This window comes from Curtobacterium sp. PhB190 (assembly GCF_004365385.1).
Lineage (GTDB): Bacteria > Actinomycetota > Actinomycetes > Actinomycetales > Microbacteriaceae > Curtobacterium.
Map to the genome: position 1 here is coordinate 244,825 of NZ_SODN01000001.1, position 26,194 is coordinate 271,018.

Sequence of the window (26,194 nt, forward strand, 5' to 3'; positions counted from 1 at the left end):
CATGCCCGACCGCATCACCCTCGTCACCGCGCTGCAGGGCGCCGGCTGGCACCCCGCCGCCTGGCGCGTCGCCGGCCCGGCCGCGCAGCGCCTGTCGAGCCTCCGGCACTGGCGCGACGTCGTCGTCGAGCAGGACCGGCTCGGCATCGACGCCGTCACCATCGAGGACTCGTTCACCGCGGGCCCGACGGCTGCCGACCACGACCTCGACACCACGACCGTCGCCGGACGGCTCGACGCCCTCCTCGTCGCGAACGCGGTCGCCCCCGCGACCCGCGCCGTCGGTCTGGTGCCGACCGTCTCGGTGACGCACACCGAACCGTTCCACGTCGCCACGGGCCTCCAGACCCTCGACCACGTCTCGCTCGGGCGAGCCGGGTGGCGGATCCAGGTGAGCCCGACGACCCGCGAGGCGGCCCTGTTCGGCCGCCGCCCCGGCGGCGACACCGCCGCGGACCTGTTCGACGAGGCCCGCGAGGCGGCGGAGGTCGTGTCGCGCCTCTGGGACAGCTGGGACGACGACGCGATCATCCGCGACGTCACGACCGGCCGGTTCATCGACCGCGACCGGATCCACAACGCCGAGTACGCGGGCCGTCACCTCTCCGTGCACGGCGCGTCGATCGTGCCGCGGTCGCCGCAGGGCCGGCCGCCGGTCTTCGCTCTGGCCCACCGCGCCGACGCTGCCGCGTTCGCCGTGGACGCTGCGGACGTCGTGCTCGTCACGCCCGGGTACCAGGGCCGGGAGGCGCGGGACCTGGTGGACGAGGTCCGTCACCTCGAGCAGGTGGCCGGGTCGGACGTCCGTCGTCCGGTCCTCGCCGACCTCGCGGTGCTGATCGGGTCCTCGACCGCTGCCGCGGCCGACGAGCTCGCCGCGCTCGACGCCGCTGCCGGTGCCCCGTACGCCGTCGGGACGGGGTCGGACACGTCCGTGCTCGCGACGACGGTGCCCGAACTCGTGTCGCTGATCGGGGACCTTCGGGGCCTCGGCTTCGCCGGCGTCCGGCTCCGCCCGCTGCGCATCCCGATCGACAGCACCGCCATCGCGAGGCAGCTCGTCCCCGCCCTCGTCACCGCCGGGCTCCGCGCCGACGTGGCGTCCCGTCCCACCGCCGACCTGCGTACGCGGCTCGGCATCGCCCCGGCGGTCAGCCGGTACGCGTCCGCACCCGCCGGTTCCGTCTCCGTGGAGGTCTCAGCATGAGCACCAAGCGTCAGGTCCACCTCGCCGCACACTTCCCCGGCGTGAACAACACCACGATCTGGAGTGATGACCGCGCCGAGAGCCAGATCGCGTTCTCGTCGTTCGAGCACTTCGCCCGCAACGCCGAGCGCGGGTTCTTCGACTTCCTGTTCCTCGCCGAGGGCCTGCGGCTCCGTGAGCAGAAGGGCCGCGTCCACGACCTCGACGTCGTCGGACGCCCGAACACCCTCGCGGTCCTGGCCGCCCTGGCCGGGGTCACCGACCACATCGGTCTGGTCGGCACCCTGCAGACGACGTTCAACGAGCCCGTGGAGCTCGCGAAGCAGCTCGCCACGCTCGACCACCTGACCGACGGCCGTGCCGGGTGGAACGTCGTGACGAGCTCGGACGCGTTCCACGGCGCGAACTTCCGCCGCGGCGGGTTCCTCGACCACGCCGACCGGTACACGCGCGCAGCCGAGTTCATCGGGCTGTCCCGCGAGCTCTGGGACTCGTGGCAGGCCGACGCCGTCGTCGCCGGCACCGCCGCGGGCGGCGCGCTGGCGGACGACGTGTTCGCCGACCGGTCGCGCATCCGCGACGTCGACCACCACGGCGCGCAGTTCGACGTCACCGGCACGTTCCCGGTGCCCCGCAGTCCGCAGCGGCACCCGGTGATCGTGCAGGCCGGTGACTCCGACGAGGGGCGCGACCTCGCCGCCACGAACGCCGAGGTGATCTTCTCGCTGCACACCGAGTTCGACGACGCGCAGGCGTTCTACCGCGACGTGACCGAGCGGCTCGAACGGGTCGGACGATCGAAGGACGAGCTGCAGATCCTGCCCGGCGCGACGTTCGTGATCGGGTCGTCGGCGGAGGACGCCGAAGAACGGTCGAACGCCATCCGTCGCGCCCAGGTCAGCCCGGCCACGGCGATCGCGTTCCTCGAGCAGGTCTGGAACCGCGACCTGTCGTCGTACGACGTCGACGGCCCGCTGCCGACGATCGAGCCCGACTACGAGGGCACCGCGATCACCCGCGGGCGCGCACGGCACACCCGCGACGTCCCCGCCCTGGTGCAGTCCTGGCGGGACCTGGCCGAGGCCGAGCACCTGTCCATCCGCGACCTCGTCATCCGCGCCTCGACCCGCGGCGGGTTCGTCGGGACGGCGTCGCACATCGCCGCCGAGATCGACCGGTACGTGCAGGAGCGCGCCACCGACGGGTTCGTCGTCGTGCCGCACACCAACCCGTACGGCCTCGACGAGTTCGTCGACACGGTCGTCCCGCTGCTGCAGGAGCGTGGCGTCTACCGGAAGTCCTACGACGAGGGGGCGACCCTCCGGCAGACGCTCGACCTGCCCGGCACGATCCGCGACCGTTCGGCCGCCGCACGCACGGCCGCTGCGGCGGGTCCGGCGCGTGCGGCAGCGTCCGCCGGGGTGCTCGCGTGACGATCTCGAGCCTCGCGATCCTGGTCCCCGGCAACTTCGAGGACGACGCCCCAGCCGACGGTCTCGAGGCCACCCTCGACCTGTTCGCCACGGCCGAGCGGCTCGGCGTCGACGGCGCCTGGGTCCGGCACCGGCACCTCGAGCACGGCATCGGCTCGGCCGCGGTCTTCCTGGCGGCGGCGTCGCAGCGCACCACGTCCATCGAGCTCGGCGTCGCCGTCGTGCCGATCGGGTGGGAGAGTCCCTTCCGCCTGGCCGAGGACTTCTCGCTCGCCGACGTCCTGTCGCACGGTCGGCTGCAGGTCGGGCTGTCCACCGGGTCGCCGCACGCCGAGATCCTCGGCGACCTGGTGTTCGACGGTGACTGGCGCGCCTTCGACCGTGGGTACGGGCGGGTCTCCCGGTTCGTGGAGAACCTCCGCGGCGCGTTCCTCGGCGCGGACGACACCGTCATCCAGAGCCCCGGGAACGTCCAGCGCCCCCGGCTGCAGCCCTACGCGCCAGGTCTGGTCGACCGGGTCTGGTACGGCGGCGGGTCGCTCCGGTCGGCCTCCTTCGCCGGCAGTTCCGGGCTCAACCTGCTGCTCGGCAACCTCACCTCGGGCGAGGGCACCGACGACTACGGCACCGCCCAGCGGAACCAGCTCGCCGCGTACCGCGCCGCGCTGCCGACCGGGCGAACGCCCCGCGTGGCCTGGGGCCGGTGCGTCGTGCCGACCGACTCGGCCGACCGGGTCTCGCGCGAGCGGTACCGCACCTGGTACGAGTCCCGTCTCGCACGGCAGACCGCGCCCCAGGGACCGCGGCGGACCCTGTTCTCGGCCGACCTGGTGGGGCCCGCCGAGCAGATCGTCGAGCAGCTCGTGCACGACGCCACGCTCGCCGAGGTCGACGAGTTCCGGGTCGAGCTGCCCTACGAGTTCGCCGGTGACGAGTACGAGCAGATCGTCTCGGACGTCGTGGCGAAGGTCGCACCGGCGCTCGGGTGGACGCGCGCCCGGACGGCGGTGGCTGCATGACCCGCTACGTGCTCTCCCGCATCGGCCAGGCCGTGCTCGTGCTCTGGGCGGCGTGGACGATCTCGTTCTTCGTCCTCTACGTGCTGCCGAGCGACCCGGCCCGCATCATGGTCGGCCCGGACGCCACCGACGTCACGGCGGCGCAGCTCGACGCGCTCCGGCACCAGTACGGCCTCGACCAGCCGGTGCTCGTGCAGTACGTCCAGCACCTCGGCGCCCTGCTCACCGGCGACCTCGGCCGCTCGATCGGCGTCGGTCGACCGGTCGCCGACGTCATCGGCGAAGCGATCGCGCCGACCGCCCAGATCGCGGTCGCCGGCCTCGTGCTCGCGATCGTGTTCGGCGGCGGGATCGCGGTCCTCGCGACGTGGACCCGGAACCGGGCCCTCGGCCAGTTCCTGCTCCAGCTGCCCCCGATCGGCGTCGCCGTCCCCGGGTTCTGGTTCGCGCTGCTGCTGGTGCAGTGGTTCTCGTTCGGGCTGCACGTGTTCCCGGCGTTCGGTGGCGAGGGCCCAGCGTCGGTCGTCCTGCCGGCGATCACCCTGGCGCTGCCGACCGGTGCCACGATCGCCCAGCTGCTGTCGAAGTCCCTCGTCCAGACGCTCCGTGAGCCGTACGTGGACACCGCGTACGCCAAGGGTGCCGGACGGTGGCGGGTACAGCTCCGGCACGCGCTCAAGAACGCTGCGCTGCCCGCACTCACCGTGACGGGACTCATCGTCGGGCAGCTGTTCTCCGGCACCGTCGTCACCGAGACGGTGTTCTCCCGCCCGGGCCTCGGCCGGGTCACCGCCACCGCCGTGCAGCAGCAGGACATCCCCGTCGTGCAGGGCATCGTGCTGCTCGCCGCCGCGGTCTTCGTCGTCGTGAACCTGGTCGTCGACCTCGTGTACCCGCTGCTCGACCCACGCGTCGTCGTCGCCGGCAGCCGTCGGAAGCTCCGCGACCACGACGGAGCGACACCTGGCGCGACGCCGGGCGGGACGCCCGGCACCACCCCGCCCGGCACCACCCCGCCCGGCACCACCCCGTCCAGCGCCACCGAACCGAAGGCGGTCCCCGCATGACCGAGACCACGCAGCTCGCCATCGGCCGCCCCGCGTCGCTCGTCAGCGACCGCGTCCCCGGCAGCACGACGACAGCGCTCCGCGCGCTCGTCGCCCGTCCGACGCTCACCATCGCCATCGTCTGGCTCGCCCTCGTCGTCCTCGCCGCGCTCCTGCCCGGAGCGCTCACCCACCACGACCCGCTCGCCGCCGATCCGGCCGCCAAGCTCACCGCTCCCGACGCCGCGCACTGGTTCGGCACCGACCAGCTCGGCCGCGACCTGTACGCCCGCGTCGTGCACGGCACCGCGCTCACGCTGCAGGCCGCGGTCCTCGCGATCGTCATCGGCCTGGTCGGCGGCTCGCTCATCGGGCTCGTCGCCGGCTTCGTCGGCGGGGTCGTCGACGCCGTGCTCATGCGCGTCGCCGACGTCCTGCTCGCGATCCCGAGCCTGCTGCTCTCGCTGACGATCGTCACCGTGCTCGGCTTCGGCACCGTGAACGTCGCGGTGGCGGTCGGCGTCGCGAGCATCGCCACGATCGCCCGCATCATGCGTTCCGAGGTCGTCCGGGTCCGCACCGCGCCGTACGTCGAGGCGGCGAGCGCGAACGGCAACCGCTGGTGGCGCGTGCTGCTCGTGCACGTGCTGCCGAACGCGGCCGGTCCCGTCCTGGTGCTCGCCGCCCTCGAGTTCGGCACCGCGATCCTCGCCGTCTCCAGCCTGAGCTTCCTCGGCTACGGCGCGCAGCCACCGCAGCCCGAGTGGGGTTCCCTCGTCGCCACCGGGCGCGACTACATCGCGTCCTCGTGGTGGCTCACGACCATCCCCGGCCTGGTGATCGCCGTCACGGTGCTCGCCGGCAACCGCGTCGCCCGTGCGCTCGACACCGAACGGAGGGCCGTCCGATGAGCCTGCTCAGCATCCAGGACCTGACCGTCACCTACGGCCGCGGGAGCAGTGCGCGCACCGCGCTCCACGGCGTCTCGCTCGAGGTCGGCCGCGGCGAGCGCGTCGCCATCGTCGGCGAGTCCGGTTCGGGCAAGTCGACGACGGCGCACGCGGTCCTCCGGCTCCTGCCCGCAGCGGCGGACCTGACGGGAGGCACTGTGCGGCTCTCCGGGGCGGCCGACGGTTCCGGGGACCTCGACCTGGTCACCGCGACCGACCGCCAGGTGCGGTCCGTGCGCGGCGTCCGGATCGGCTTCGTGCCGCAGGACCCGACGGTGTCGCTCAACCCCGTGACGCGGATCGGCACCCAGGTCGCCGAGGTGCTCCGGATCCACGGACTCGCCACCGGCGCCGAGGCCCGGGAACGCGCCGTCGAGGAGCTCCGCCGTGCCGGCATCGACCGTCCCGAGCTCCGCGCGCGGCAGTACCCGCACGAGCTGTCCGGCGGGATGCGGCAGCGGGTGCTCATCGCGATCGCCCTGATCGGCGACCCCGAGCTGCTCGTTGCGGACGAACCGACGAGCGCGCTCGACGTCACGGTCCAGCGGACGATCCTCGACCACCTGGACCGGCTCGTCGCCGAACGGGGCACGAGCGTGCTGTTCATCACGCACGACCTCGGGGTCGCCGCCGACCGGGCCGACCGCATCGTCGTGATGTCCGAGGGGCGGATCGTCGAGCAGGGCACCCCGGCCGAGGTGCTCGGCGCACCCCGTGAGCCGTACACGCGCGCGCTGATCGCAGCGGCGCCCAGTCTCGACGACGTGACCGCGTCCGTGGGGGTCCGCACGGGCCTCCCGGCAGACGGCGACCCACTCGTCGTCGCGACCGGACTGCGGAAGTCCTTCGACCGCGTGACCGCCGTCGACGGGGTGGACGTGACCGTCCCGCGGGGCCGCACCCTGGCGCTGGTGGGGGAGTCCGGGTCGGGCAAGTCGACCACCGCGCGCCTCGTGCTCGGACTCGAACGCCCGGACGCCGGCAGCGTGCGGTTCGACGGCGCCGACGTGGGCGGAGCCCGCGGTGCGGCGCTGCGGGCGTACCGGCGGCAGGCGCAGATCGTGCAGCAGAACCCGTACGCGGCGCTGCACCCGCGGTTGTCGGTGGGGGCGGTGATCGCGGACCCGCTCGCGGCCTTCGGCATCGGCACCCGGCGGTCCCGTACGGCTCGGGCGGCGGAGCTGCTCGACCTCGTCGCGCTGCCGTCGTCCGTGCTCGGTCGTCGACCGGCGGAGCTGTCCGGCGGACAGCGGCAGCGTGTGGCGATCGCCCGCGCGCTCGCACTCGACCCGTCGTTCATCGTCCTCGACGAACCCGTCTCCGCACTCGACGTGTCCGTCCAGGCGCAGATCCTCGACCTGCTCGCGGAGCTGCAGTCGACGCTCGGCGTCTCCTACCTGTTCATCTCGCACGACCTCGCCGTCGTCCGTCGCATCGCGCACGAGGTGTCAGTCCTGCGGGGCGGCCGCGTCGTGGAGCACGGCGACGTGGCGCAGGTGCTGCACGACCCGCAGCACGAGTACACGCGCGCACTGCTCGACGCGATCCCGGGACGATCCCGGCGCGTCCCCACCACCGAAGGAGTCTCATGACCACCCACCGCACCCCGTTCCGTCTGGTGGCCGCGATCGCGGCCGGCACCGCGGCGGCCCTGGTCATGGCGGGCTGCTCGTCGGGCGGTACCGCGTCGACGTCCTCGTCGTCTTCGTCGTCGAAGCCCGTGGACGGCGGCTCGCTCACCTACGCCATCGCGAACGACCCGATCACGCTCAACCCGACGGGTACCGGCGCGGGCAACGACACGCTCGCGATCACGCGGCAGCTCGTCGACTCGCTGCTCTGGCAGGACCCGTCCGACGGCTCGCTCAAGCCGTGGCTCGCGACGAAGTACTCGACGAACGCCGACGCCACCGCGTTCACGTTCGACCTGCGCTCCGGTGTCACGTTCTCGGACGGCACCGCGTTCGACGCGACGGCCGTCAAGGACACCTTCGACGACATCGCCTCGGCCGGCGCATCGAGCACGGCCGCCGCGTACTTCTCCGGCTACGAGGGGACGAAGGTCGTCGACGACGACACGGTCGAGGTCGACTTTTCGACGCCGAACGCCGCGTTCCCGAACGCCACGTCGTCGGTCGCCCTCGGCATCGTCGCCCCGAAGACCACCGAGACCCCGTTCGAGGACCGCGCCGACGGGAAGGCCGTGATCGGGACCGGACCGTTCACGCTGCAGTCGTACACGAAGAACACGTCCACGATCCTGACGAAGCGAAAGGACTACGACTGGGGTCCCGCTGCCCGCGGCGGCTCCGGGGCGGCGCACCTGTCGAAGGTCACGTTCCAGGTCGTGCCCGAGGCGAGCGTCCGCACCGGCAGCCTGCAGTCCGGGCAGCTCGACGCGATCAGCAGCGTGCAGCCGAGCGACGTCGACACCCTGCAGGCGCAGTACGACCTCGTGACCCGGGCCAACCCGGGCCAGGTGTTCGGCCTGACGTTCAACCAGAAGCGGCCGATCGTGTCGGACCTCGCAGTCCGGAAGGCGATCGCACAGGCCGTCGACCCGAAGGCGGTCCGCGACACCTCGCTGAACGAATTGTTCAAGGTCGCGGACTCGGTCCTCGGGTCGACGACGCCCGGGTACGCGGACACGTCGTCGGGTTCGTCCACGTCGTCGGGTTCGGCCACGTCGTCGGGTTCGGCCGCGTACGACCCCGCCGCAGCGAAGAAGGCGCTCGACGCCGCTGGCTGGGAGAAGGGCTCCGACGGCATCCGCTCGAAGGACGGCACGAAGCTGCAGCTCAAGCTCGTCTGGATCACGAACTTCGGACCGAACCAGACGTCCCTCGAGCTGATCCAGCAGGAGCTCGGGAAGGTCGGCGTCGGCGTCACGCTCGAGAGCGGGACCGTGCCGCAGTACCTCGCCAACCTGACGAGCGGCGACTGGGACCTGTCGTGGGACAACAGCTCGCGCGCGGACGGCGACGTCCTGCGGTCGAAGTTCTCCAGCTCGGGTGCTCAGTCGATCGGTGCGTCGGACAAGACGCTCGACGCGCTCTTCACCAAGGAGTTGTCGCAGTCGTCGGCGTCCGACCGGTCGGCCACCTTCGCGGAGATCCAGCGGCGCATCGCGTCGCAGGTCGACTTCGTCCCGGTCCACGAACTCACCAGCATCATCGCGCCGGCGACGGACGTGCACGGCATCGTCTTCGGGGCCGACACCCGGCTCGACCAGCTGACCGGCGCGTGGAAGGACGCCTCGTGAGCGCCGCTCGCTCCGTCCCGCTCTCGGTGCTCGACCTGGTGCCGGTGACCGCCGGGTCGTCCGCAGCCACGGCGCTGCACCGCACCGTCGACCTGGCCGTCGCTGCCGAACGTGCCGGGTACGCCCGCTACTGGCTCGCGGAGCACCACCTCAACCCCGGTGTCGCGGGCAGCGCGCCGACCATCGTGATCGGGGCGGTCGCCGCGGCCACGTCGACGATCCGGGTCGGCAGTGCGGCGACGCTCGTCGGCAACGTCCGCGGGCTGCAGATCGCCGAGACCTTCGGCACCCTCGCGGCGCTGTACGGGCCGCGGATCGACCTCGGGCTCGGCCGCTCCGGGGCGCCGGCACCCGGCACCCCCAAGCCGCCGTCGCTCGCGCCCCGTTCGGACGAGGTCGTCGACGGACTGCTCGTGCCCGCACCGTTCGACTTCCACATTGCACCGGGCAGCCGGTTCGCCCTGCAAGGGGAGCTGCTCGGACGCGTCCCCGGTGACGTCGACCGGTTCGAGGGCGAACTGTCGCTCATCCGGGGGCTGTTCGCCGGCACCTGGTCGCGGGACGGCACCGTGGTCGAGGCGCCGCCGGCAGCAGGAGCGTCCGTCGAACTGTGGATCCACGGGTCGACCGGCGGTGAGAGCGCCCGGGTCGCCGGAGCACTCGGACTGCCGTACGGCGCGAACTACCACACGTCGCCCGGCACGGTCCTGGCGTCGGTGCAGGCCTACCGCGACGCGTTCCGCCCCGGGGTGCTCGACGCACCGCACGTCATCGTGTCGGCGGACGTCGTCGTCGGGCGCACCGAGGCCGAGGCCGCGGAGCTGTCGCTCGGGTACGCGGAGTGGGTGCACTCGATCCGCTCCGGCGTCGGGGCGATCGAGTACCCGACGCCGTCCGCGGCACGAGCTGCGCCGCTCGCTGCGGCAGAGGCGGCGTCGGTCGCCGATCGGCTCGCCACCCGGTTCGTCGGCGACGCTGCGGCCGTCGCGGACCGCCTCGAGGTCCTGCAGCGGGCGACCCGCGCGGACGAGCTCCTGGTGACGACGATCACGCACGACCACGACGCCCGGGTGCGTTCGTACGAGCTGCTCGCGGCGGAGTGGGCGGCGCGGGGTGCGCGTGGTGGTGCGGGTGCGGGTGCGGGGGCTGGCGTGGGTGCCGCGGTGGGTGCCGGGGTGCGCTGACCGTACTGGTCCGTGCCGACCCGGAACGACGAGCTCGATGTCGCACGACATCGGGCTCGTCGTTCGTGCGCGCGTGCAACCGGTGGCGCGTGCAACGAGCGACATCGTGGTCGTCGTGCGACGTCGACGATGTCGTTCGGGGTCGGTGCGTGTGCGGTCGGTGCGCGTGCATCTTCCGACGATGCACGCGTTGATCGTCAGGTGGATCGTCGTCCCTTGCGCATGCATCGAGTGCGCGTGCATGTTCCGACGATGCACGCGTCGATCACCTCGTGGAATGTCGGACGATGCGCGCGCACAGAACGACTCCCTCGACGTCGTGCGACATCGAGGGAGTCGTTCCGAGTCGGACGAGCCGAGCCCACCCCGCCCGAACCCGGCTCAGCTCGCGTCGAGCGGCAGCCCCTCGGGGTTGACCTCGGAGTGCTCCACGGCCTCGTTCGACAGGTTGTACGACTTGAGCCACTTCGCGTACGTGCCGTCGTCGATCAGCTCGTCGATGGCGTCCGCGATGGGCTCGGCGAGCCCGCTGTCCTTCTTCGTCGTCGCCGCGATGAGGCCCTGCAGGTCCCCGCCCGCGCCGGAGAACGTGCCAGCCGTCTTCGTGGGGTTCGCGCCGTCCGCGCTCAACGTGTTCTGGTACGCGACCGTCGGGTTCGGCCCGAAGTAGGCGTCGATCTTGCCGGAGTCGAGCGCCAGCTTCACGGCGTTGCCGTCCGGGTAGTACTTGATCGAGATCGTCTTGCCCTGCTTCGCCAGGTCGGCCTTCCAGCCGAGCAGGATGAGCTCCTGGTTGGTGCCGGAACTGACGGCGACGGTCTTGCCGGCGAGCACGGACGGGTCGCCGTCGAACGTCAACGAGGAGTCCTCCGGCACCTGCAGCGCGAGGTTGTCCTGGCGGTACGAGGCGAAGTCGTACTTCTCCTTGCGCTGCTCGGTCACCGTGATGTTCGAGAACCCGGCGTCGTACTTGCCGCCGTCGATCCCGACGAACAGGTTGTCCCACGTCGCGTTCTGCACCTGGGCCTCGAGGCCGAGCTTCGCGGCGACGAGCCTGCCGAGGTCGGGCTCGGAGCCGGTCAGCGTCTTCTGGTCGTCGCCGGTGAACGCGAGCGGCGGGAACCCGGCGGGCAGCGCACCGATGCCGACGACGAGCTTGCCGGACTTCTTGATCGACGCGGGGAGTTCGTCGTGCAGCTTCTCGTCCGCGTCGACGGTGACCTTGGTCTCGGTGGCGGCACCGTTCGACGCGGCGCCGATCGTGACCGTGCCGTCCGACGCGCCGGAGCCAGAGCCGGAGCCGGCCGTCGCCGACGTGGCGCACCCGGCGAGGGCGACGACGACTCCGGTGGCGAGGACGAGGGCGCCGGCGCGGTTCCGCCAGCGTGCGGGGGTGGTGGGGGACATGGTTCTCCTGGGATCGGGTGGAAGGGGAAGAAGGAACGTCGAGGGGACGGCGTCAGCGGACGCGGGACAGGAAGTCCCGCGTGCGAGCGTGCTGCGGATCGTCGAGCACCTGGGCGGGGGAGCCCTGCTCGACGACGCGGCCGTGGTCGAGGAACACGACGTGGTCGGCGACCTCGCGGGCGAAGGCGATCTCGTGGGTGACGATGACGAGCGTGGTGCCCGTGTCCACCAACCCCCGGATGACCCCGAGCACCTCGCCGACGAGCTCCGGGTCGAGCGCCGAGGTCGGTTCGTCGAGCAGGACGACCGACGGCTCGAGTGCCAGTGCCCGCGCGATGGCCACGCGCTGCTGCTGCCCGCCGGAGAGCTGCCGCGGCCGGGTGTCGCCACGGTCACCGAGTCCGACGCGCTCGAGCAGGGCCGCCGCACGGTCGCGCGCCACGGCACGGGGGACCCCGGCGGCGATCGGCCCCTCGGCCACGTTCTCGAGCGCGGTCAGGTGCGGGAACAGGTTGAAGTGCTGGAACACGAAGCCGATCCGTGACCGCTGCCGCAGGATCAGGCGCTCGGGCAGCCCCTTGTAGCGGGGGACCCCGTCGCGCCCGGTCCGGAGCCGGACGCCGATCGTCTCGCCGCCGACCGTGACGACCCCGCGGTCGAGCGGTTCGAGGTGGTTGATCGCGCGCAGCAGCGTGGACTTCCCGGACCCCGACGGGCCGAGCACCACGGTGACGCTCCCGGACGGCAGCGACAGGTCGACGCCGTCGACCACGACCGTGTCGCCGAACGCCTTGACGGCTCCGTGGATGCTGATCGCTGCGCTCATCAGATGGTCCTGTCGTCGATGGTCGAAGCGGGGCCGGACGCGACCACGCGCGCGGCGGAGGCGGCCTGCCGGGGGCGATCCGGGCCTCCAGGCCGTCCCGACCCACGTCCGGAACCGCGACGCACGGCGGCCCGCACCCGCTGGAACGGCGTGGGCGGCAACGCCCGGACCGAGCCGCGGGCGGTCCACCGCTCGACGTAGTACTGCACGACCGACACCGCGCTGGTGAGCGCGAGGTACCAGAGCGTCGCGACGACGAGCAGCGGGATGATGTCGGTCGGGTAGGTGCTCGACAGGTTCTGCACCACCCCGAACAGGTCGAGCAGCGACACGTAGAACAGCAGCGACGACGCCTTGAGCAGCCCGACGACCTGGTTCACGAACGCCGGCACGATCGACCGCAGTGCCTGCGGCAGGATCACCCGCACGAACTGGCGTCGTCGGGGGAGTCCGAGGGCCTGCGCGGCCTCGTGCTGGCCGTGGTCGACGGCGAGCACGCCGGCGCGGACGATCTCGGAGGCGTAGGCGATCTCACTCAGGCTCAGGCCGATCACCCCGATGGCCAGGTCGCCGAGGACGTTGGCCGTGGTGACCTCGACCTGCGGCCCGAACGGGATCCCGATGCCGATCGTCGGGTACAGCGACCCGAGGTTGTACAGGAAGACGAGCACCAGGATGAGCGGCACGGAGCGGAACAGCCAGACGTACCCCCACGCCAACCCGGACAGCACCGGGTTGCGCGAGAGCCGGGCGATCGCGACGACGATGCCGCCGGTGAAGCTGATGACCGCACTGAGCGCCGTCGCGAGGAGCGTGAGCTGCAGGCCGGTCAGGATCGCCGGGCTGAACAGCCACTTCCCGACGGCCGGCCAGCCCCACGACTCGTTCGTGAACAGTGTCTCCACGAAGTTCAGGAGCACCACCAGCACGACGGCCGCGGCGATCCAGCGCAGCGGGTGCCGCAGCGGGAAGACGGGTCGGTCGAGCGCGGCGCGTCCGGCGGCGTCGACGGAGGTGTCGGTCGCGTCGGCCGGGTCGGGCGCGTCGCTCGCGTCGGTCGCGACGGTCGGCCGGGAGGCCCGTGGTGCGCCCGGCGTTCCGGCCGCGTGGTCGACGCCGGTCGCGTCGACCCCGTCGGTGCCGGCGACGGCGCTGGTCGCGTCGCGGGGCAGTCCCGTTCTGGTGTCGGTCATGTCGCGACCGTAGAAGGGTCGCGGTGCCTGGACAACGCACCGTGAAACACACCGCTACGGGGCGGAACGCTGCGTCACAGTCGCCGCGCGCATGACGTTCCGTGACGGCCGGTGCGCAGTACTGTTCTGCCATGACAGCGCACCGCGTGACCGCTCCAGCGCCCCCGGCGGACGGCAGCACGGCGAAGGGGCCGGCGTCGTACTTCCCGAGCATCGAGAAGACGTACGGCCGCCCGGTCCAGGAGTGGCTCGACCTGGTCGCCGAGCAGCTCGACGACCACCCGCACATGCAGGTCGTCGCCTGGCTGAAGACCGAGCACGGGCTCGGCCACGGCCACGCGAACGCGCTCGTCGCGTACGCGAAGCAGGCCCTCGCGGGCTGAGTGCACCCCGGTTTCCCGCAGTGTCGGTGGCGGTGCCTAGCGTGTGGACGTGGCCGAACCCGTCGACGCGTGGTGGCGCCGCCGACAGTGGTCGCGCGGCGAGGCGGTGCCGTACGCCGTCGGGCAGTTCCGCGCCGACTGGGCGCCGTACCCGGTGCTCATCCGGCAGTACCACCCGGACTGGAACCACGGCGTCGTCCTGACCCAGGTCCCGCCGGCGGCCGAGGTCCTGCTGACGTGGGAGTGCGACGTCGGCCACGTCTTCGTCGCCACGCCGTCCGAACAGCGCTCCCGGCCGGGTCGTGAACGCCGACGCTCGGTGTGGTGCCCGGAGTGCGCGGTGCAGGCGCAACCCCAGCGCTGGCCGGTCCTGCCGTCCGACTGGCCGTCGCAGGTGCCGGTCCCGCAGCGGGTGGTCCGGGCCACCGGTCGCCAGACCCTGCCGGCCGCGCCCTCCCGCGGGACCCCGGCCGGTGCTGTCGCCTCGAGCCGCACCCGCGCACGTCGACCGGCGCCGGGCACGCCGCGACGTCCGAGTCAGCCGGTGCCCCGCACGATCTGCCCGAAGACCCCGCGGCTGCCCTCGGGCGAGTCCTTCACGAGCGTCTGCGCCCCGGCGACGGCCTCCGCGGTCGAGGCAGAGCTCCGCGCGGCGCTGTCCGACCGGTTCGCGTTCACCTACGACCACTCCGCGATCCGCCTCGACCGGCCGTTCTTCGACCACGTCGAGGTCTGGCCGGACATCATCCTGCCCGAGCTGCGCGTCGCGATCGAGTACGACTCGACCGGCCGCCACGGCCTCGAGCACGTCGGCCCGCGGCAGGACACCGACCGCAGGAAGGACCGCGCCGTCCGCGCCGTCGGCTGGGAGGTCGTGCGCATCCGCACCGGACGCCTGCCGGCGCTCGGGCCGTACGACCTGCAGGTGTCCGGCATCTCCGGCCGGACCGTCGACCGGCTCGCCGACACCCTGCGGGAGATCCGCGGCGACCTCTTCGTGGACGCGTACGCACGGTGACCGATCGGGGTACAGGATCCGCCGACGGGGTACACCCCGCCTGGGTCCACCGCGGAGCGACCGGTAGGCAAGAGGGGTGACCCCTGCGTTCTGCCTCCACGCGTTGGGGGCGAGCTCCGAGGAGTTCGCCCTGCTCCGCCGCGCCCTGATCCGCGACGACCTCGAACTCATCGGGATCGACCTGCCCGGCTTCGGCCGCAGCCCGGCGTCGTCCGGCACCACCGTCGAGGAGATGGCCGTGCTCGTCGAGCGCGCGATCGGCGCCAGTGGCGCGAGCGAGTGGGTACTGGTCGGTCACTCCATGGGCGGCAAGGTCGCCACGGTCGTCGCGGACCGGACGATGGCCGGCGCGAACGGCCTGTTCGGGTTGCGCGCCGTGGTGCTGCTCGCGGCCTCGCCGCTGGCGCCCGAACCGATGGACGACGACCGCCGCGCCGCGATGCTGTCCTGGGCGGCGGACGGCCCGATCAGCGCGGCGCACGCCGCCGAGTTCGTCGACGCGAACACCGCGTCCACCCTGGCGCCCGAGCGACACACGACGGCCGTGCAGGACGTCGAGCGCGCCGATCCCGGTGCGTGGACGGCGTGGCTCACGCGCGGCAGCCGCGAGGACTGGTCCGACGCGGCCACGAACCCCGTGCCGGCACTCGTGCTCGCCGGTGCCGAGGACGGCGATCTGGACGCCGAGGCGCAGCGGCGCCTGACGCTGCCGCACTGGCCCGACTCGGAGCTCCACGTCGTCGAGGGTGCTGCCCACCTGCTGCCGTGGGAGCAGCCCGAGGCGGTGGCGGACCGCATCCGCGACTTCTGGACCCGTCGGTTCACCGGGGCTCCCGTCGTGCCCGTCGAGCAGGCACGGGTGATCGCCTCGCCGCGGGTCAGCGCGCGCATGCGCTCCCTGTTGGCGGCTCGGGCGCTGCCCGATGACCCGACCGCCGAACCGCGAGCGCTCACTGCTCGGCAACTCGACACCCTCCGTGCGATCGCGCGCATCGTCGTGCCGCAGCCCGGCGACGGTCAGGTGGACCTCGCCCTGCGCGTCGACGACCAGCTCGCCGCGGGGCTCGGTGACGGATGGCGCGTCGACGGCATGCCCACCGACCTCGAGGCGTACCGGGCAGCGCTCGACGTGCTCGCCGGGCCGGCGCAGGACGGCGTGCTCGACGGCGCCCTGCAGGACGTGGCCGCCGGTCGGTACGGCGTCGACGGTGTGCCCGATGCCGGACGCGACGCCGTGGTGGACGCCGTGCTGGACACCGAGATGGATGCAGCGCAGCTGCGCGCTTGGTACGAGGACGCCAGCGTCGACCTCGTGAAGCACTGGCTCGCGCACCCCGCGACGATGGCGGCGATCGACTTCGACGGCTTCGCGAACGGCGGCGACGGCGTCCGCAAGCAGGGCTTCGAGTTGCTCGCCGCCGACCAGCGCGAGGCCTGGGAGCCAGCGGCACCCGACCGTCGCGAGCGCACCCGCGACGACACGCACGACAACACGCACGACGGCACCACGACGACGGAAGCAGCACGATGAGACTCGACGGACAGCGCACCTACGGCACGGACGACGTCGTCGACGTGGTGGTCGTCGGCACCGGAGCCGGCGGAGCGCCCCTGCTGGCATCCCTGGCCCGACGTGGCCTACGGGTCGTCGCCATCGAGGCCGGTCGCAACACCGAGCCGGGCGACCACGTGCCCGACGAAGTCGCCGCCCCCGGGGACATCAACTGGATGGACGAGCGGCTGAGCGGCGGCGGCGCACCGACGGCGTTCGGTCCGAACAACAGCGGCACCGGGGTCGGTGGTTCGACGCTGCACTGGGGCGCGTTCACCCCGCGTCCGAGCACGCACGACCTGTCGCTCCGCTCCGCGTCCGGTGTCGGCGAGGACTGGCCGATCAGCCACGCCGAGCTCACCGGCTGGATCGAGCAGGTCGAACACGACGTCGGGGTCGCCGGACCCGAGCACTACCCGTGGGACCCGTCGCGCCGCTACCGGATGCGTCCGCCGGCGCGCAACGCCTCGTCGGACATGATGATGCGCGGGGCGGCGGCCGCCGGCATCACCGCGACCGATGCCCCCGTCGGGCTGACCACCGAGGACCGCCACCAGGAGCACCACGGCCTGCGGCACGCCTGCGTCTCCTGCGGCTCGTGCCACCAGGGCTGCCGCAACGGCGCGAAGGTCTCGATGGACACCACCTACCTGCCCGCCGCGGTGGCGTTCGGCGCCGAGATCCGGCCGGACTCCTTCGTGCACGGCATCGAGCTCGATGCTTCCGGCGAGGTCAGCGCCGTGCTGTACACCCACGACGGCCGCGAGTACCGGCAGCGCTGCCGGGCCCTCGTGCTCGCCGCCGGCGGCATCGAGACCCCGCGCCTGCTGCTGCACACCGGGCTCGCGAACAGCAACGGCCAGGTCGGCCGGAACTTCACCGCGCACGGCGCCACCCAGGTCTGGGCACGGTTCGACGAGTCGATGCGCTCCTACCGCGGCTACCCGTCGTCGATCATCACCGAGGACTTCGTCCGCCCCGCCGACGCGGACTTCGCCGGCGGGTACCTGATCCAGAGCCTCGGCGTGCAGCCGCAGACCTTCGCCAACACGCTCATCCGGGGCGGCGGCCTGCGCGGCGCGGAGCTCGTGCGGGCGCTGCAGGACTACCCGCACTCCGCGGGCGTCGGCATCAACGCCGAGTGCCTGCCGTACGACGACAACCGGCTGGTCCTCGCGGACGAGGTCGACGAGCACGGCGTGCCACGAGCCCGGGTCTCGTTCACCCCGGGCGCGAACGAGGACGCGATCCGCCGCCACGCCGTCCGCACCATGACGACCATCGTCGAGGCCGCCGGCGGCAAGGACGTCCGGGTCCTCGAGCGCACCGCACACACCATCGGCACGGCACGCATGGGCGCGGACCGCGAGACCTCGGTCGTCGACCCGGACGGCCGCTCGTGGGACGTCCCGAACCTGTGGATCGCCGACAACTCGGTGTTCCCGAGCGCCGTCATCGCGAACCCGGCGCTGACGATCATGGCGCTGTCCCTGCGCACCGCCGACCGGATGCTCCGCGCGGCCTGACCGGCCTGGGCGGGCCGCCGACGTGGGCGGGCTGCCGACGTGGGCGGGCCGCTGGCGCGGACGCGTTCCGGTCCGCTCGGTCAGCCGCGCAGGGCGAGTGCCTCGCTCGTCCACCGGGCGTGCACGTCCCACGGGTCGTCCACACCGGCGGCGACGGCGTCGACGTGCGCGAGCAGGTCCGGTGTCGCCCGGAACCACTCGGTGCCGGGGTACCGGGTGGCCGCGAACTGCGCGTGCCGCCGACGTTCGAGTGACCGGTCGCCCCGCTCGAACGCCAGGAGGTCCTGGTGCGGGATCGCGGCCAGCCGCTGCCTCGGGTTCATCGTCGTGCCGATCTTCACCCGGTCGCCGAAGTCGTCGCGCATCCGCAGGTAGTACACGACGTCGACCCGCGGGGGAGCGAGGTCGCCGTCGGGCACGTCGCCCCACCGCCACTCGCACCGTGCGCAGACGAAGCCCGTCGGGAACCGCACCCCGACACGGGATCCGCACACCGGGCACGGGCCCGGCAGGGTGTCCTCGACGCCGACGTGCTCGGCCGCGAACTCGGTCACCAGCGTGACGTGCGTCGCGCACAGGGGCACGCCCGCGAGCGCGTCCGCAGCGGGACCCGCGCAACCCGGCACGCAGCACGACGAGGTGACCATGCCCGGAACGCTAGCCGGACCCACCGACGCGCCCCGGGCCTCCCGACCGCCTTGCGCACCTGCGCACCCGCGCACCCGTGCCGGACCGGTGCGTACCTGCCGAGACCGGGCGTACCTGGTCGGTTGGAACGACCAGGTACGCCCGTTTCCGCTTCCCACCGCAACCGCTCTGGGAAGAACCGGGCGTACCTACCGGGACCGGGGCGCGCCCGAGCCGGACCGGTGCATACCTGCCGAAACCGGGCGTACCTGGTCGGTTGGAACGACCAGGTACGCCCGTTCCCGCTTCCCACCGCAACCGCTCTGGGAAGAACCGTGCAGGCCGAGACCCGTCAGTCGGTGAAGATCACGCCGACCGGCTCGCGCTTCTCCTCCTGGAACTGGTCCTCACCGCGGCCGAGCGCCCAGTAGGCCGACAGCGACATCTCGCGCTTCTCCAGCCCCCAGCCGTCCTGCAGCAGCCGACGGATCGCCTTCATCGCGGTCCGCTCGCCGTGTGCGAACACCTGGACCGGCCGGGAGGCACGGGGCAGCGCCCGGGCCGCGTCCAGCAGGAGCGTGCCCGGCTGGGCGCCGGTGGCGTCGCGGTGCAGCCACCGCAGGTCGACCCCGGCCGGGTGCGCGATCTCCTGCTCGTCGGCAGGGCCGGCGACCTCGACCAGGGCGACGCCCGTGGCCGTGTCGGACATCGACTCCAGCGCGGCGCCGATGGCCGGCAGGGCGCTGTCGTCGCCGAGCAGGACGTGGGTGACGTCCGGGTCGTCGACGGGCGCGTAGCCACCGCCGGGACCGGACAGCGCGAGCTTGTCGCCGGGCTGCGCCGCTGCGGCCCAGGGCCCGGCGAGCCCGTCGTCGCCGTGCACGACGAAGTCGACGGAGATCGTCTTCGCGGTGTGGTCGACAGCCCGCACCGTGTAGGTCCGGCGGGCCGGTCGGTCCTGCTTCGGCAGCGTCTCGCGCAGTTCCTCGAGGTCGTACGGGGGCTCGAGGCCGAGCGACGGCTTGGCGAGCAGGAGCTTGACGTACTTGTCGGTGGCGGCCAGCTTGTCCGGGTCGGCTGTGCCCACGAAGTCGTCGAAGGCCGGGCCACCGAGGTGGACGCGCACCATGTGGGGCGACAGTCGCTCGGTGCGGTCGACGACGAAGACGTGCTGGGGGCGTTTGGGCTTGGAGCTCATCGGTACGAGCGTCCTCTCTCCTGCTTGACGTTTGTCGAACTAAGGTTAGCCTTACCTCATGGACACGACCGTCATCCCGTTCTCCGAGCTGCTGCGCAAGCGCACGCGTCGCTCGCACGGTTCCTCGGCCGGGAACGGCTTCATGCATGACCTGCTCGGCGGGAAGTGCGACGTCGCCGACTACGCGGCGTTGCTCGGACAGTACTCGTTCGTGTACGACGCCCTCGAACGTGCGGCCGAGCGGATGGCGGACCACCCGGTGGCGGCGCCGTTCGTCACCTCGCAGCTGACCCGGATGCCGGCGATCCGCGCCGACCTCGAGTACCTGATCGGCCCGGACTGGTCCGAGCTGGTCTGCCCGCTCCCCGCCACGACGGCGTACGTGCGGCGGCTCAACGAGGTCGCGGCCGAGTGGCCGGGCGGCTTCGTCGCGCACCACTACACGCGGTACCTCGGTGATCTGTCCGGCGGGCAGATGATCGGGCGGATGCTCTCCGACCAGTTCGGCTTCGACACGAACGGCGTCCTGTTCTACATCTTCGACCAGGTCGCGGACCCGAGTGCCTTCAAGGACACCTACCGTGCGCAGCTCGACGCGGCGCCGTGGACGGCCGAGGAGCAGGAGCGGGTCATCGCCGAGGTCGAACTGGCGTACTCGCTCAACAACGGCCTGCTCGAGGGGCTCGATGCTCGGCGTCGCCCGGTGACCGACGGGGCCGGTGACGTGGCGGTGACCGCGTGACCGAGCCGTTCGACGACGAGGCGCGCCGAGCGGTCCTCCGGCACATGAACGCCGACCACGCGGCCGACAACCTGGCGATCGTCCGCGCGAACGGGGCCGCGACCGCGGTGGCCGCGACGATGACCGAGATCGACGCGATCGCCGGTGTCTGGCTCGCCCGGCTCGACGACGGCGACGAGGAACAGGTCATCGTGCCCTGGACGTCGCCGCTGACCGACCGCCGCTCGGCGCGGGTGCAGATCGTCGAGGTCCACTCCGCCGCGCAGGCCCAGCTCGCCGAACCGGGCTGAACCGAGCCGAACGGCGCTGAACCGAGCCGATCCACGCTGATCCGAGCTGAACCGAGCCGATCCGCGCCGACCACAGACCCGCCGGGATCGCGGACCGCGTCGCAACTGCAGGGGTGCTCCCGCCACGCGTCGCGATCCCGGCGTCCCCCCTGCATGCCCGCGCTGCGCGCGCGTCCGCGTTCCGGGCGCCCTGCCCGCTGGTCCGTCCGGACGGTCGACGTCACGGGTGGCCGCGGGCCGATACGCTGCTCGGAGCCGGGACGGTGTTCCCGGACGACCCCGAAAGGACCCCATGACGGCGATCGACGGATCGGCGCGCCATGAGCGCGCTCGGGACGACGTCAGCGGCGCGGTCGACAGTGACCTGCGCGCCGACGTGCGCTACCTCGGCAACCTGCTCGGCCGGGTGCTGCGCGAGAACGGCGGCGACGAGCTGCTGCGTGACGTGGAGTCGCTGCGTGCGGCCGTGATCGACGCCTACGAGGGCGACCACGCCGAGGGTGCTGCCCGCGCGCAGACCCTCGTGTCCGCGATGTCGGCCGAGCGCGCCGAAGCGGTGGCGCAGGCCTTCACGACGTACTTCCACCTCACGAACCTGGCCGAGGAGCACCACCGCGTGCGGGTGCTCCGGCAGCGCGGCGACGACGGCGGCCTGGCCGGCGACTCGTTCCCGGCGACCTACGCGGAACTCGTGGCCGAGGTCGGCGAGGCCGAGGCGGCCGAGCGACTCCGGACGCTCCGGTTCCACCCGGTGCTGACCGCACACCCGACCGAGGCCCGCCGTCGTGCGGTCACCACGGGCGTGCGTCGCGTCACGGACCTCATCGACGAGCGCGACCGCTCGAAGAACGCCACGGCACGTGCCGAGAACGAGCGACGGCTGCTCGAGGAGATCACGACGCTCCTGCGCACCTCGCCGCTCCGCACGACCCGCCCGACCCCGCTCGACGAGGTCCGGACCGCCATGAGCGTCTTCGACCAGACGCTGTTCGAGATCGTCCCGCAGGTCTACCGCCTGCTCGACGACCGGCTGCAGGGCGACGACGCCGGTCGCGCACCGGTGACGGCACCCGCGTTCGTGCGGTTCGGCACCTGGATCGGTGGCGACCGCGACGGCAACCCGCACGTGACCGCCGACATCACGCGCCAGGCTGCGGAGATCGCGGCCGAGCACATCCTGATCGGGCTCACCCGTGCCACCACCCGCATCGGTAGCGCCCTGACCCTCGACGCGAGCGACACCCCGGCCGACGCCGGGCTCGCCGCGCTCGTGGCGGCGCAGGAGTCGCTCGACCCGGGCATCGCCGAGCGCATCGGTGTCCGCGCCCCGAACGAGACCCACCGCCGCGCGCTCCTGTTCACCGCCGCGCGCATCGACGCCACCCGCCAGGGCACGACGCCGCTCGCCTACGACGGCCCGGACGCCCTGCTCGCCGACCTCCGGACGATCCAGGCGTCGCTCGTCGCCGCCGGCGCGATCCGGCCGGCGAACGGTGAGCTGCAGAACCTCATCTGGCAGGTCGAGACCTTCGGGTTCCACCTGGCCGAGCTCGAGGTCCGGCAGCACTCGCAGGTGCACCGCACGGCCCTGGCGGAGATCCGGGCCGGCGGCGCGCTGAGCGAGACCACCGAAGAGGTCCTCGCGGTCTTCCGGACCATCGCCGACCTGCAGGACCGCTACGGGGTCCGTGCCGCCAGTCGGTACATCGTGTCCTTCACGCAGTCGGCGGCGGACCTGGCGAACGTGCACGAGCTCGCCGTCGCCGCACTCGGCTCACCCGAGGCCGCCCCGGTGCTCGACGTCATCCCGCTCTTCGAGACCTTCGCCGACCTGCACGCCAGCGTCGACATCCTCGACGAGGCCGTCCGCACCGAGACGTTCCAGCGTCGTCTGGCCGCCACCGGCCGTCGGCTCGAGGTCATGCTCGGCTACTCGGACTCGTCGAAGGACGTCGGTCCGGTCTCCGCGAACCTGGCGCTCTACGACGCCCAGGCCCGCATCGCCGACTGGGCGCGGGACAACGAGGTCGAGCTCACCCTGTTCCACGGTCGCGGCGGTTCGCTCGGCCGCGGCGGCGGGCCGGCCAACGAGGCCGTCCTCGCGCAGCCGCCGGGATCGATCGACGGTCGCCTGAAGCTCACCGAACAGGGCGAGGTCATCTTCGCGCAGTACGGCGACCAGGACATCGCGGCCCGTCACCTCGAGCAGATGGCCTCGGCCACCCTGTTCGCGTCGTCGCCGTCCAACGAGGCGCGCACGGCCGCTGCGGCCACCCGGTTCGCCGACCTCGCGCAGCAGCTGGACGACGTCTCGCGCGTCGCGTTCTACGACCTGGTCAAGGCGGACGGGTTCGCTCCGTGGTTCGCACGGGTCACCCCGATGGAGGAGATCGGTCTGCTCCCGCTCGGCTCCCGCCCGGCCCGCCGCGGGCTGTCGGTCGAGTCGCTCGAGGACCTCCGGGCGATCCCGTGGGTGTTCTCGTGGACCCAGGCGCGGATCAACCTGGCCGGTTGGTACGGGCTCGGCTCCGCGCTCCAGGCGGTCGGCGACGTCGACGTCCTGCGGGCCGCGTACGCCGAGTGGCCGTTGTTCGGCGCGATGATCAAGAACGTCGAGATGTCGCTCGCGAAGACCGACGAGCACATCGCCCGCCGGTACCTCGAGCTCGCGGATCGCGACGACCTCGCCGCCAAGGTGCTCGACGAGATGACGCGGACCCGTGACTGGGTGCTCCGGATCTCGGGTGGCAGCGACGTGCTCGAGGACCGTCCGGTCCTGGCCCGGGCCGTGCGCCTGCGCAGCCCCTACGTCGACGCCCTGTCGCACCTGCAGCTCCGCGCGCTCCGGTCCATCCGGACGACGGGCAGCACCGACCCGACCGACGCCGACCACCGTCTGCTCCTGCTCACCGTGAACGGGATCGCCGCCGGCCTGCAGAACACCGGCTGACGCCGGACGGTCCGCCCCGGCCGGCCCGGCTCCGCACCGCTGAGTGGTCACGAACCGTCGGCTCCGTTGTCGCCGCGCGACGGTTCGCGACCACTCGGCGGACGTGAGCGGCGTGCCGTGACCGCGCGCGGTGGCGGACGGGAGGCCCGTGGCGGCGCTGTCCCGGGCCTCCCGTCCGCCACCGCGCACGTCCAGGGCTGCACCGTCGAGCGGTCACGCGACGTCGGCTGCCCGGTCGCCGCGCGACGGTTCGCGACCAGTCGGCGGACGTGAGCGGCGCGCAGGGCCCGTCGAATCGATTCGGGTGCGCGTAGCGTGTCGGTCGTGACGACGGAGCGCACCCGGAAACCGACCACGACCACCCTGCCGCCGATCGTGCCGCTGGCCCTGATCGTCGGGGTGTCGCCGTTCGCCACCGACATGTACATCCCGGCGCTGCCGCAGATCGCCCACGACCTCGGCACGACCCCCGGTGCCGTGCAGCTGTCGCTCACGGCGTTCCTCGTCGCCTTCGCGGTCGGGCAGTTGCTCGTCGGACCCGTCAGCGACGGGGTCGGTCGGCGGCCGATGCTCGTCGTCGGCACCGCGGTGTTCGCGCTCGCCTCGGTCGGGTGCGCGCTCGCGCCGGACGTCGTCACGCTCGTCCTCGCCCGCATCGCCCAGGGGCTCGGCGGAGCGGCCGGAGCGGTCGCCGGTCGGGCGATGGTGTCGGACGTGGCGAGCGGGACGCGGATGGCGAAGGTCTTCGGCACGCTCGCCGCGATCAACGCCATCGGCCCCGTCGTGGCACCGCTGGCCGGAGGCGCCGTGCTGACGTTCGGCACGTGGCGGATCATGTTCGTCGTGCTCGCGGTGCTCGGCGCGCTGTTCTTCGCGATGGTGGTGCTGCGGTTCCGCGAGACCCTGCCGCCGGAGCGACGCGGGGGCGTGGGCTTCGCCGCGAACGGTCGACGCATCCGCGAACTGCTGGCGATCCCGCGGTTCCGTGCCTACGTGCTGAGCGGGGTGCTCTCCACCGTGGGGTTCTTCGCGTACATCGCGACCAGCTCGTTCGTGTTCCAGACCCAGTTCGGCTTCTCCGAGGGCATGTACACGCTGGTCTTCGCCACGAACGCCTCGATGATGATCGTCACCACGCTGGTGTTCGGCCGGGTCGTCGGACGGTTCTCCGAGGACTCCCTGCTCACCGTCGGACTGCTCGTCGGCACCGCGGGCGCGGCGGCGGTCCTCGTCTCGGCGCTGCTCGACCTCGGTCCGGTGCCGGTCTGGTGCGCCCTCGCGGTCGTCACGGGTGCGTGGGGCTTCGTGCTGCCCGCGGCGATGACCCGGACGCAGCACGTCGGGGCGGCGCACCCGGGGACGGCCGCGGCCCTGCAGGGCGGCCTGACGTTCGGGATCGGCGGCCTCGGGACACCGCTCGCCGGCGCGCTCGGCGGGACCGCGCTGGCGATGGGCGGAGTCATGGCAGCACTCATGGCCGCAGCTGTCGTGGTGCAGGTCACCGCGACGCGTCGGGACCGCAGCGGGACCTGACGCGGCGGAGCCGGTAGGTTGCTGGTTGCAAGGCGCACCGATCAGAGGAGACCACCCGGCATGGACATCGTCGTACACGAAGCGCAGCCCGACACCGCGGTACTCGAGTGCAGCGGGCGCCTCAACATGGTGTCCGCCCCCGAGTTCCGCGAGGCGGTCGCGAAGGTCGTCGACAACGGACGTGCCCGCGTCGTGGTCGAGCTCTCCGGTGTCGAGTTCATGGACTCGTCCGGGCTCGGCGCGCTGGTCGGCAGCCTGAAGACCGCGCGGCAGGCGGGCGGCGACCTCCGCATCGCAGCGCCGTCCGAGCAGGTGCAGATGGTCCTGCAGCTCTCCAACATCGACAAGATCCTCCGCACGTACCCCGACGGGGACGCTGCGGTCACCGACTGGTGATGACCGCCCCGGCTGCCGAGCACACGCTCGCGTTGTCGTGCCCGCCGGACGACGTGTCCGCCGTGCACGAGTTCCTGGCGGGCGTGTGGCAGCACGAGCCCACGGTCTCCGTCGAGGACCGGATGGCCCTCGAACTCGCGATCGTCGAACTGACCTCGAACGTGATCGAGCACGGGACACGCCCGGAGGGCGTCTCCTGCCGCCTGCGCCTCGAGATCGGAGCGGACCGGTTCGCCGCACTGCTCTCCGACGACGGCGTCGCCGCCGCCGTGGACACCGAGTCGGCCGAGTTGCCCGACGGACTCGCCGAGAGCGGCCGCGGACTCGCCCTGGTCCGGATGGTCGTGGACGACCTGCGGTACGAGCGGATCGCCGACGAGAACCGGTGGACGGTCCTGCGCGCCCGTCACTGACCGCCACCACGTGACCCGTCGCTTCGTCCGTCTCGCGCA

General features: G+C 72.7%; 23 protein-coding genes. 18 read left to right on the forward strand and 5 right to left on the reverse strand.

Annotation, left to right across the window (positions count from 1 at the left end; all coding sequences use genetic code 11):
* Position 1 precedes the first annotated feature (1 nt).
* From EDF47_RS01125 to EDF47_RS01160, 8 genes are read left to right on the forward strand one after another with little or no spacing between them, the layout of a single operon-like run.
* Positions 2 to 1,207, forward strand: coding sequence for an LLM class flavin-dependent oxidoreductase (locus EDF47_RS01125; protein ID WP_133936669.1), 1,206 nt, complete (start codon positions 2 to 4; stop codon positions 1,205 to 1,207).
* Entirely contained in the window at positions 1,204 to 2,640 is a 1,437-nt protein-coding gene (locus EDF47_RS01130; RefSeq protein WP_133936668.1) for an NtaA/DmoA family FMN-dependent monooxygenase, read from the forward strand. Before EDF47_RS01125 ends, EDF47_RS01130 begins: the two co-directional genes overlap by 4 nt.
* Positions 2,637 to 3,659 (forward strand): LLM class flavin-dependent oxidoreductase, encoded by a 1,023-nt coding sequence (locus EDF47_RS01135; RefSeq protein ID WP_111085630.1) that lies wholly within the window; start codon positions 2,637 to 2,639, stop codon positions 3,657 to 3,659. The genes EDF47_RS01130 and EDF47_RS01135 overlap by 4 nt, the downstream gene beginning before the upstream one ends.
* Positions 3,656 to 4,726 carry an ABC transporter permease gene (locus EDF47_RS01140; RefSeq protein ID WP_133936667.1) on the forward strand — a complete coding sequence of 357 codons (1,071 nt, stop codon included), beginning with the start codon at positions 3,656 to 3,658 and terminating at the stop codon, positions 4,724 to 4,726. Before EDF47_RS01135 ends, EDF47_RS01140 begins: the two co-directional genes overlap by 4 nt.
* Entirely contained in the window at positions 4,723 to 5,616 is an 894-nt protein-coding gene (locus EDF47_RS01145) for an ABC transporter permease (protein ID WP_131878790.1), read from the forward strand. Before EDF47_RS01140 ends, EDF47_RS01145 begins: the two co-directional genes overlap by 4 nt.
* Positions 5,613 to 7,247: an ABC transporter ATP-binding protein gene (locus EDF47_RS01150; RefSeq protein ID WP_133936666.1), complete on the forward strand. Its 1,635-nt coding sequence runs from the start codon at positions 5,613 to 5,615 to the stop codon at positions 7,245 to 7,247. The genes EDF47_RS01145 and EDF47_RS01150 overlap by 4 nt, the downstream gene beginning before the upstream one ends.
* Positions 7,244 to 8,917 (forward strand): ABC transporter substrate-binding protein, encoded by a 1,674-nt coding sequence (locus EDF47_RS01155; protein ID WP_133936665.1) that lies wholly within the window; start codon positions 7,244 to 7,246, stop codon positions 8,915 to 8,917. The genes EDF47_RS01150 and EDF47_RS01155 overlap by 4 nt, the downstream gene beginning before the upstream one ends.
* Positions 8,914 to 10,101 carry an LLM class flavin-dependent oxidoreductase gene (locus tag EDF47_RS01160; RefSeq protein WP_133936664.1) on the forward strand — a complete coding sequence of 396 codons (1,188 nt, stop codon included), beginning with the start codon at positions 8,914 to 8,916 and terminating at the stop codon, positions 10,099 to 10,101. Before EDF47_RS01155 ends, EDF47_RS01160 begins: the two co-directional genes overlap by 4 nt.
* A 381-nt stretch (positions 10,102 to 10,482) precedes the next feature.
* Here EDF47_RS01160 and EDF47_RS01165 read toward each other — a convergent pair whose 3' ends face one another.
* Genes EDF47_RS01165 through EDF47_RS01175 form a run of 3 tightly spaced genes read right to left on the reverse strand, consistent with a single transcriptional unit; the run spans position 10,483 to position 13,527 of the window.
* A complete protein-coding gene (locus EDF47_RS01165) occupies positions 10,483 to 11,508 on the reverse strand; it encodes an ABC transporter substrate-binding protein (protein ID WP_133936663.1) in 1,026 nt (341 codons plus the stop codon).
* A 52-nt stretch (positions 11,509 to 11,560) separates the two neighbouring features.
* The gene (locus tag EDF47_RS01170; RefSeq protein WP_133936662.1) at positions 11,561 to 12,334 is read right to left on the reverse strand and encodes an amino acid ABC transporter ATP-binding protein; all 774 of its coding nucleotides are present in this window, start codon (positions 12,332 to 12,334) and stop codon (positions 11,561 to 11,563) included.
* Positions 12,334 to 13,527: an amino acid ABC transporter permease gene (locus EDF47_RS01175; protein ID WP_243833984.1), complete on the reverse strand. Its 1,194-nt coding sequence runs from the start codon at positions 13,525 to 13,527 to the stop codon at positions 12,334 to 12,336. Before EDF47_RS01175 ends, EDF47_RS01170 begins: the two co-directional genes overlap by 1 nt.
* Before the next feature lie 131 nt (positions 13,528 to 13,658).
* Between EDF47_RS01175 and EDF47_RS01180 the strand changes: the two genes are divergently transcribed.
* The 4 genes from EDF47_RS01180 (at position 13,659) to EDF47_RS01195 (ending at position 18,006) form a co-directional block, all read left to right on the forward strand.
* The gene (locus EDF47_RS01180; RefSeq protein ID WP_123938199.1) at positions 13,659 to 13,910 is read left to right on the forward strand and encodes a DUF4287 domain-containing protein; all 252 of its coding nucleotides are present in this window, start codon (positions 13,659 to 13,661) and stop codon (positions 13,908 to 13,910) included.
* Between the two features lie 49 nt (positions 13,911 to 13,959).
* Positions 13,960 to 14,928: a hypothetical protein gene (locus EDF47_RS01185; RefSeq protein WP_123292853.1), complete on the forward strand. Its 969-nt coding sequence runs from the start codon at positions 13,960 to 13,962 to the stop codon at positions 14,926 to 14,928.
* Positions 14,929 to 15,004: 76 nt separating this feature from the next.
* Positions 15,005 to 16,459 (forward strand): alpha/beta hydrolase, encoded by a 1,455-nt coding sequence (locus EDF47_RS01190; RefSeq protein ID WP_133936661.1) that lies wholly within the window; start codon positions 15,005 to 15,007, stop codon positions 16,457 to 16,459.
* The gene (locus tag EDF47_RS01195) at positions 16,456 to 18,006 is read left to right on the forward strand and encodes a GMC family oxidoreductase (RefSeq protein ID WP_133936660.1); all 1,551 of its coding nucleotides are present in this window, start codon (positions 16,456 to 16,458) and stop codon (positions 18,004 to 18,006) included. The genes EDF47_RS01190 and EDF47_RS01195 overlap by 4 nt, the downstream gene beginning before the upstream one ends.
* A gap of 80 nt (positions 18,007 to 18,086) precedes the next feature.
* On the opposite strand, the gene EDF47_RS01200 is transcribed toward EDF47_RS01195, so the two are convergent.
* Positions 18,087 to 18,653, reverse strand: coding sequence for a GIY-YIG nuclease family protein (locus EDF47_RS01200; RefSeq protein WP_132100490.1), 567 nt, complete (start codon positions 18,651 to 18,653; stop codon positions 18,087 to 18,089).
* A gap of 332 nt (positions 18,654 to 18,985) precedes the next feature.
* Positions 18,986 to 19,831 (reverse strand): siderophore-interacting protein, encoded by an 846-nt coding sequence (locus EDF47_RS01205; RefSeq protein WP_133936659.1) that lies wholly within the window; start codon positions 19,829 to 19,831, stop codon positions 18,986 to 18,988.
* Positions 19,832 to 19,889: 58 nt separating this feature from the next.
* Here EDF47_RS01205 and EDF47_RS01210 point away from each other — a divergent pair, with 58 nt between their 5' ends.
* From EDF47_RS01210 to EDF47_RS01235, 6 genes are all read left to right on the forward strand, one after another.
* A complete protein-coding gene (locus EDF47_RS01210; RefSeq protein WP_131920346.1) occupies positions 19,890 to 20,573 on the forward strand; it encodes a biliverdin-producing heme oxygenase in 684 nt (227 codons plus the stop codon).
* Positions 20,570 to 20,863 (forward strand): DUF2470 domain-containing protein, encoded by a 294-nt coding sequence (locus tag EDF47_RS01215; protein ID WP_133936658.1) that lies wholly within the window; start codon positions 20,570 to 20,572, stop codon positions 20,861 to 20,863. Before EDF47_RS01210 ends, EDF47_RS01215 begins: the two co-directional genes overlap by 4 nt.
* A 292-nt stretch (positions 20,864 to 21,155) precedes the next feature.
* Positions 21,156 to 23,813 carry a phosphoenolpyruvate carboxylase gene (locus EDF47_RS01220; protein ID WP_133936657.1) on the forward strand — a complete coding sequence of 886 codons (2,658 nt, stop codon included), beginning with the start codon at positions 21,156 to 21,158 and terminating at the stop codon, positions 23,811 to 23,813.
* Between the two features lie 324 nt (positions 23,814 to 24,137).
* Positions 24,138 to 25,346 carry a multidrug effflux MFS transporter gene (locus EDF47_RS01225; protein WP_235036022.1) on the forward strand — a complete coding sequence of 403 codons (1,209 nt, stop codon included), beginning with the start codon at positions 24,138 to 24,140 and terminating at the stop codon, positions 25,344 to 25,346.
* A 60-nt stretch (positions 25,347 to 25,406) separates the two neighbouring features.
* Complete coding sequence (locus tag EDF47_RS01230; protein ID WP_123292661.1) at positions 25,407 to 25,742, forward strand: STAS domain-containing protein; 336 nt, start codon at positions 25,407 to 25,409, stop codon at positions 25,740 to 25,742.
* Positions 25,742 to 26,155 carry an ATP-binding protein gene (locus EDF47_RS01235; RefSeq protein ID WP_123292662.1) on the forward strand — a complete coding sequence of 138 codons (414 nt, stop codon included), beginning with the start codon at positions 25,742 to 25,744 and terminating at the stop codon, positions 26,153 to 26,155. Before EDF47_RS01230 ends, EDF47_RS01235 begins: the two co-directional genes overlap by 1 nt.
* Positions 26,156 to 26,194 lie beyond the last annotated feature (39 nt).

Coding starts and splice junctions, on each gene's coding strand:
- EDF47_RS01125 (WP_133936669.1), top strand. CDS start 2: ATGCCCGACCGCATCACCCTCGTCACCGCGCTGCAGGGCGCCGGCTGG.
- EDF47_RS01130 (WP_133936668.1), top strand. CDS start 1,204: ATGAGCACCAAGCGTCAGGTCCACCTCGCCGCACACTTCCCCGGCGTG.
- EDF47_RS01140 (WP_133936667.1), top strand. CDS start 3,656: ATGACCCGCTACGTGCTCTCCCGCATCGGCCAGGCCGTGCTCGTGCTC.
- EDF47_RS01145 (WP_131878790.1), top strand. CDS start 4,723: ATGACCGAGACCACGCAGCTCGCCATCGGCCGCCCCGCGTCGCTCGTC.
- EDF47_RS01150 (WP_133936666.1), top strand. CDS start 5,613: ATGAGCCTGCTCAGCATCCAGGACCTGACCGTCACCTACGGCCGCGGG.
- EDF47_RS01155 (WP_133936665.1), top strand. CDS start 7,244: ATGACCACCCACCGCACCCCGTTCCGTCTGGTGGCCGCGATCGCGGCC.
- EDF47_RS01165 (WP_133936663.1), bottom strand. CDS start 11,508: ATGTCCCCCACCACCCCCGCACGCTGGCGGAACCGCGCCGGCGCCCTC.
- EDF47_RS01170 (WP_133936662.1), bottom strand. CDS start 12,334: ATGAGCGCAGCGATCAGCATCCACGGAGCCGTCAAGGCGTTCGGCGAC.
- EDF47_RS01175 (WP_243833984.1), bottom strand. CDS start 13,527: ATGACCGACACCAGAACGGGACTGCCCCGCGACGCGACCAGCGCCGTC.
- EDF47_RS01180 (WP_123938199.1), top strand. CDS start 13,659: ATGACAGCGCACCGCGTGACCGCTCCAGCGCCCCCGGCGGACGGCAGC.
- EDF47_RS01195 (WP_133936660.1), top strand. CDS start 16,456: ATGAGACTCGACGGACAGCGCACCTACGGCACGGACGACGTCGTCGAC.
- EDF47_RS01200 (WP_132100490.1), bottom strand. CDS start 18,653: ATGGTCACCTCGTCGTGCTGCGTGCCGGGTTGCGCGGGTCCCGCTGCG.
- EDF47_RS01205 (WP_133936659.1), bottom strand. CDS start 19,831: ATGAGCTCCAAGCCCAAACGCCCCCAGCACGTCTTCGTCGTCGACCGC.
- EDF47_RS01210 (WP_131920346.1), top strand. CDS start 19,890: ATGGACACGACCGTCATCCCGTTCTCCGAGCTGCTGCGCAAGCGCACG.
- EDF47_RS01220 (WP_133936657.1), top strand. CDS start 21,156: ATGACGGCGATCGACGGATCGGCGCGCCATGAGCGCGCTCGGGACGAC.
- EDF47_RS01230 (WP_123292661.1), top strand. CDS start 25,407: ATGGACATCGTCGTACACGAAGCGCAGCCCGACACCGCGGTACTCGAG.
- EDF47_RS01235 (WP_123292662.1), top strand. CDS start 25,742: ATGACCGCCCCGGCTGCCGAGCACACGCTCGCGTTGTCGTGCCCGCCG.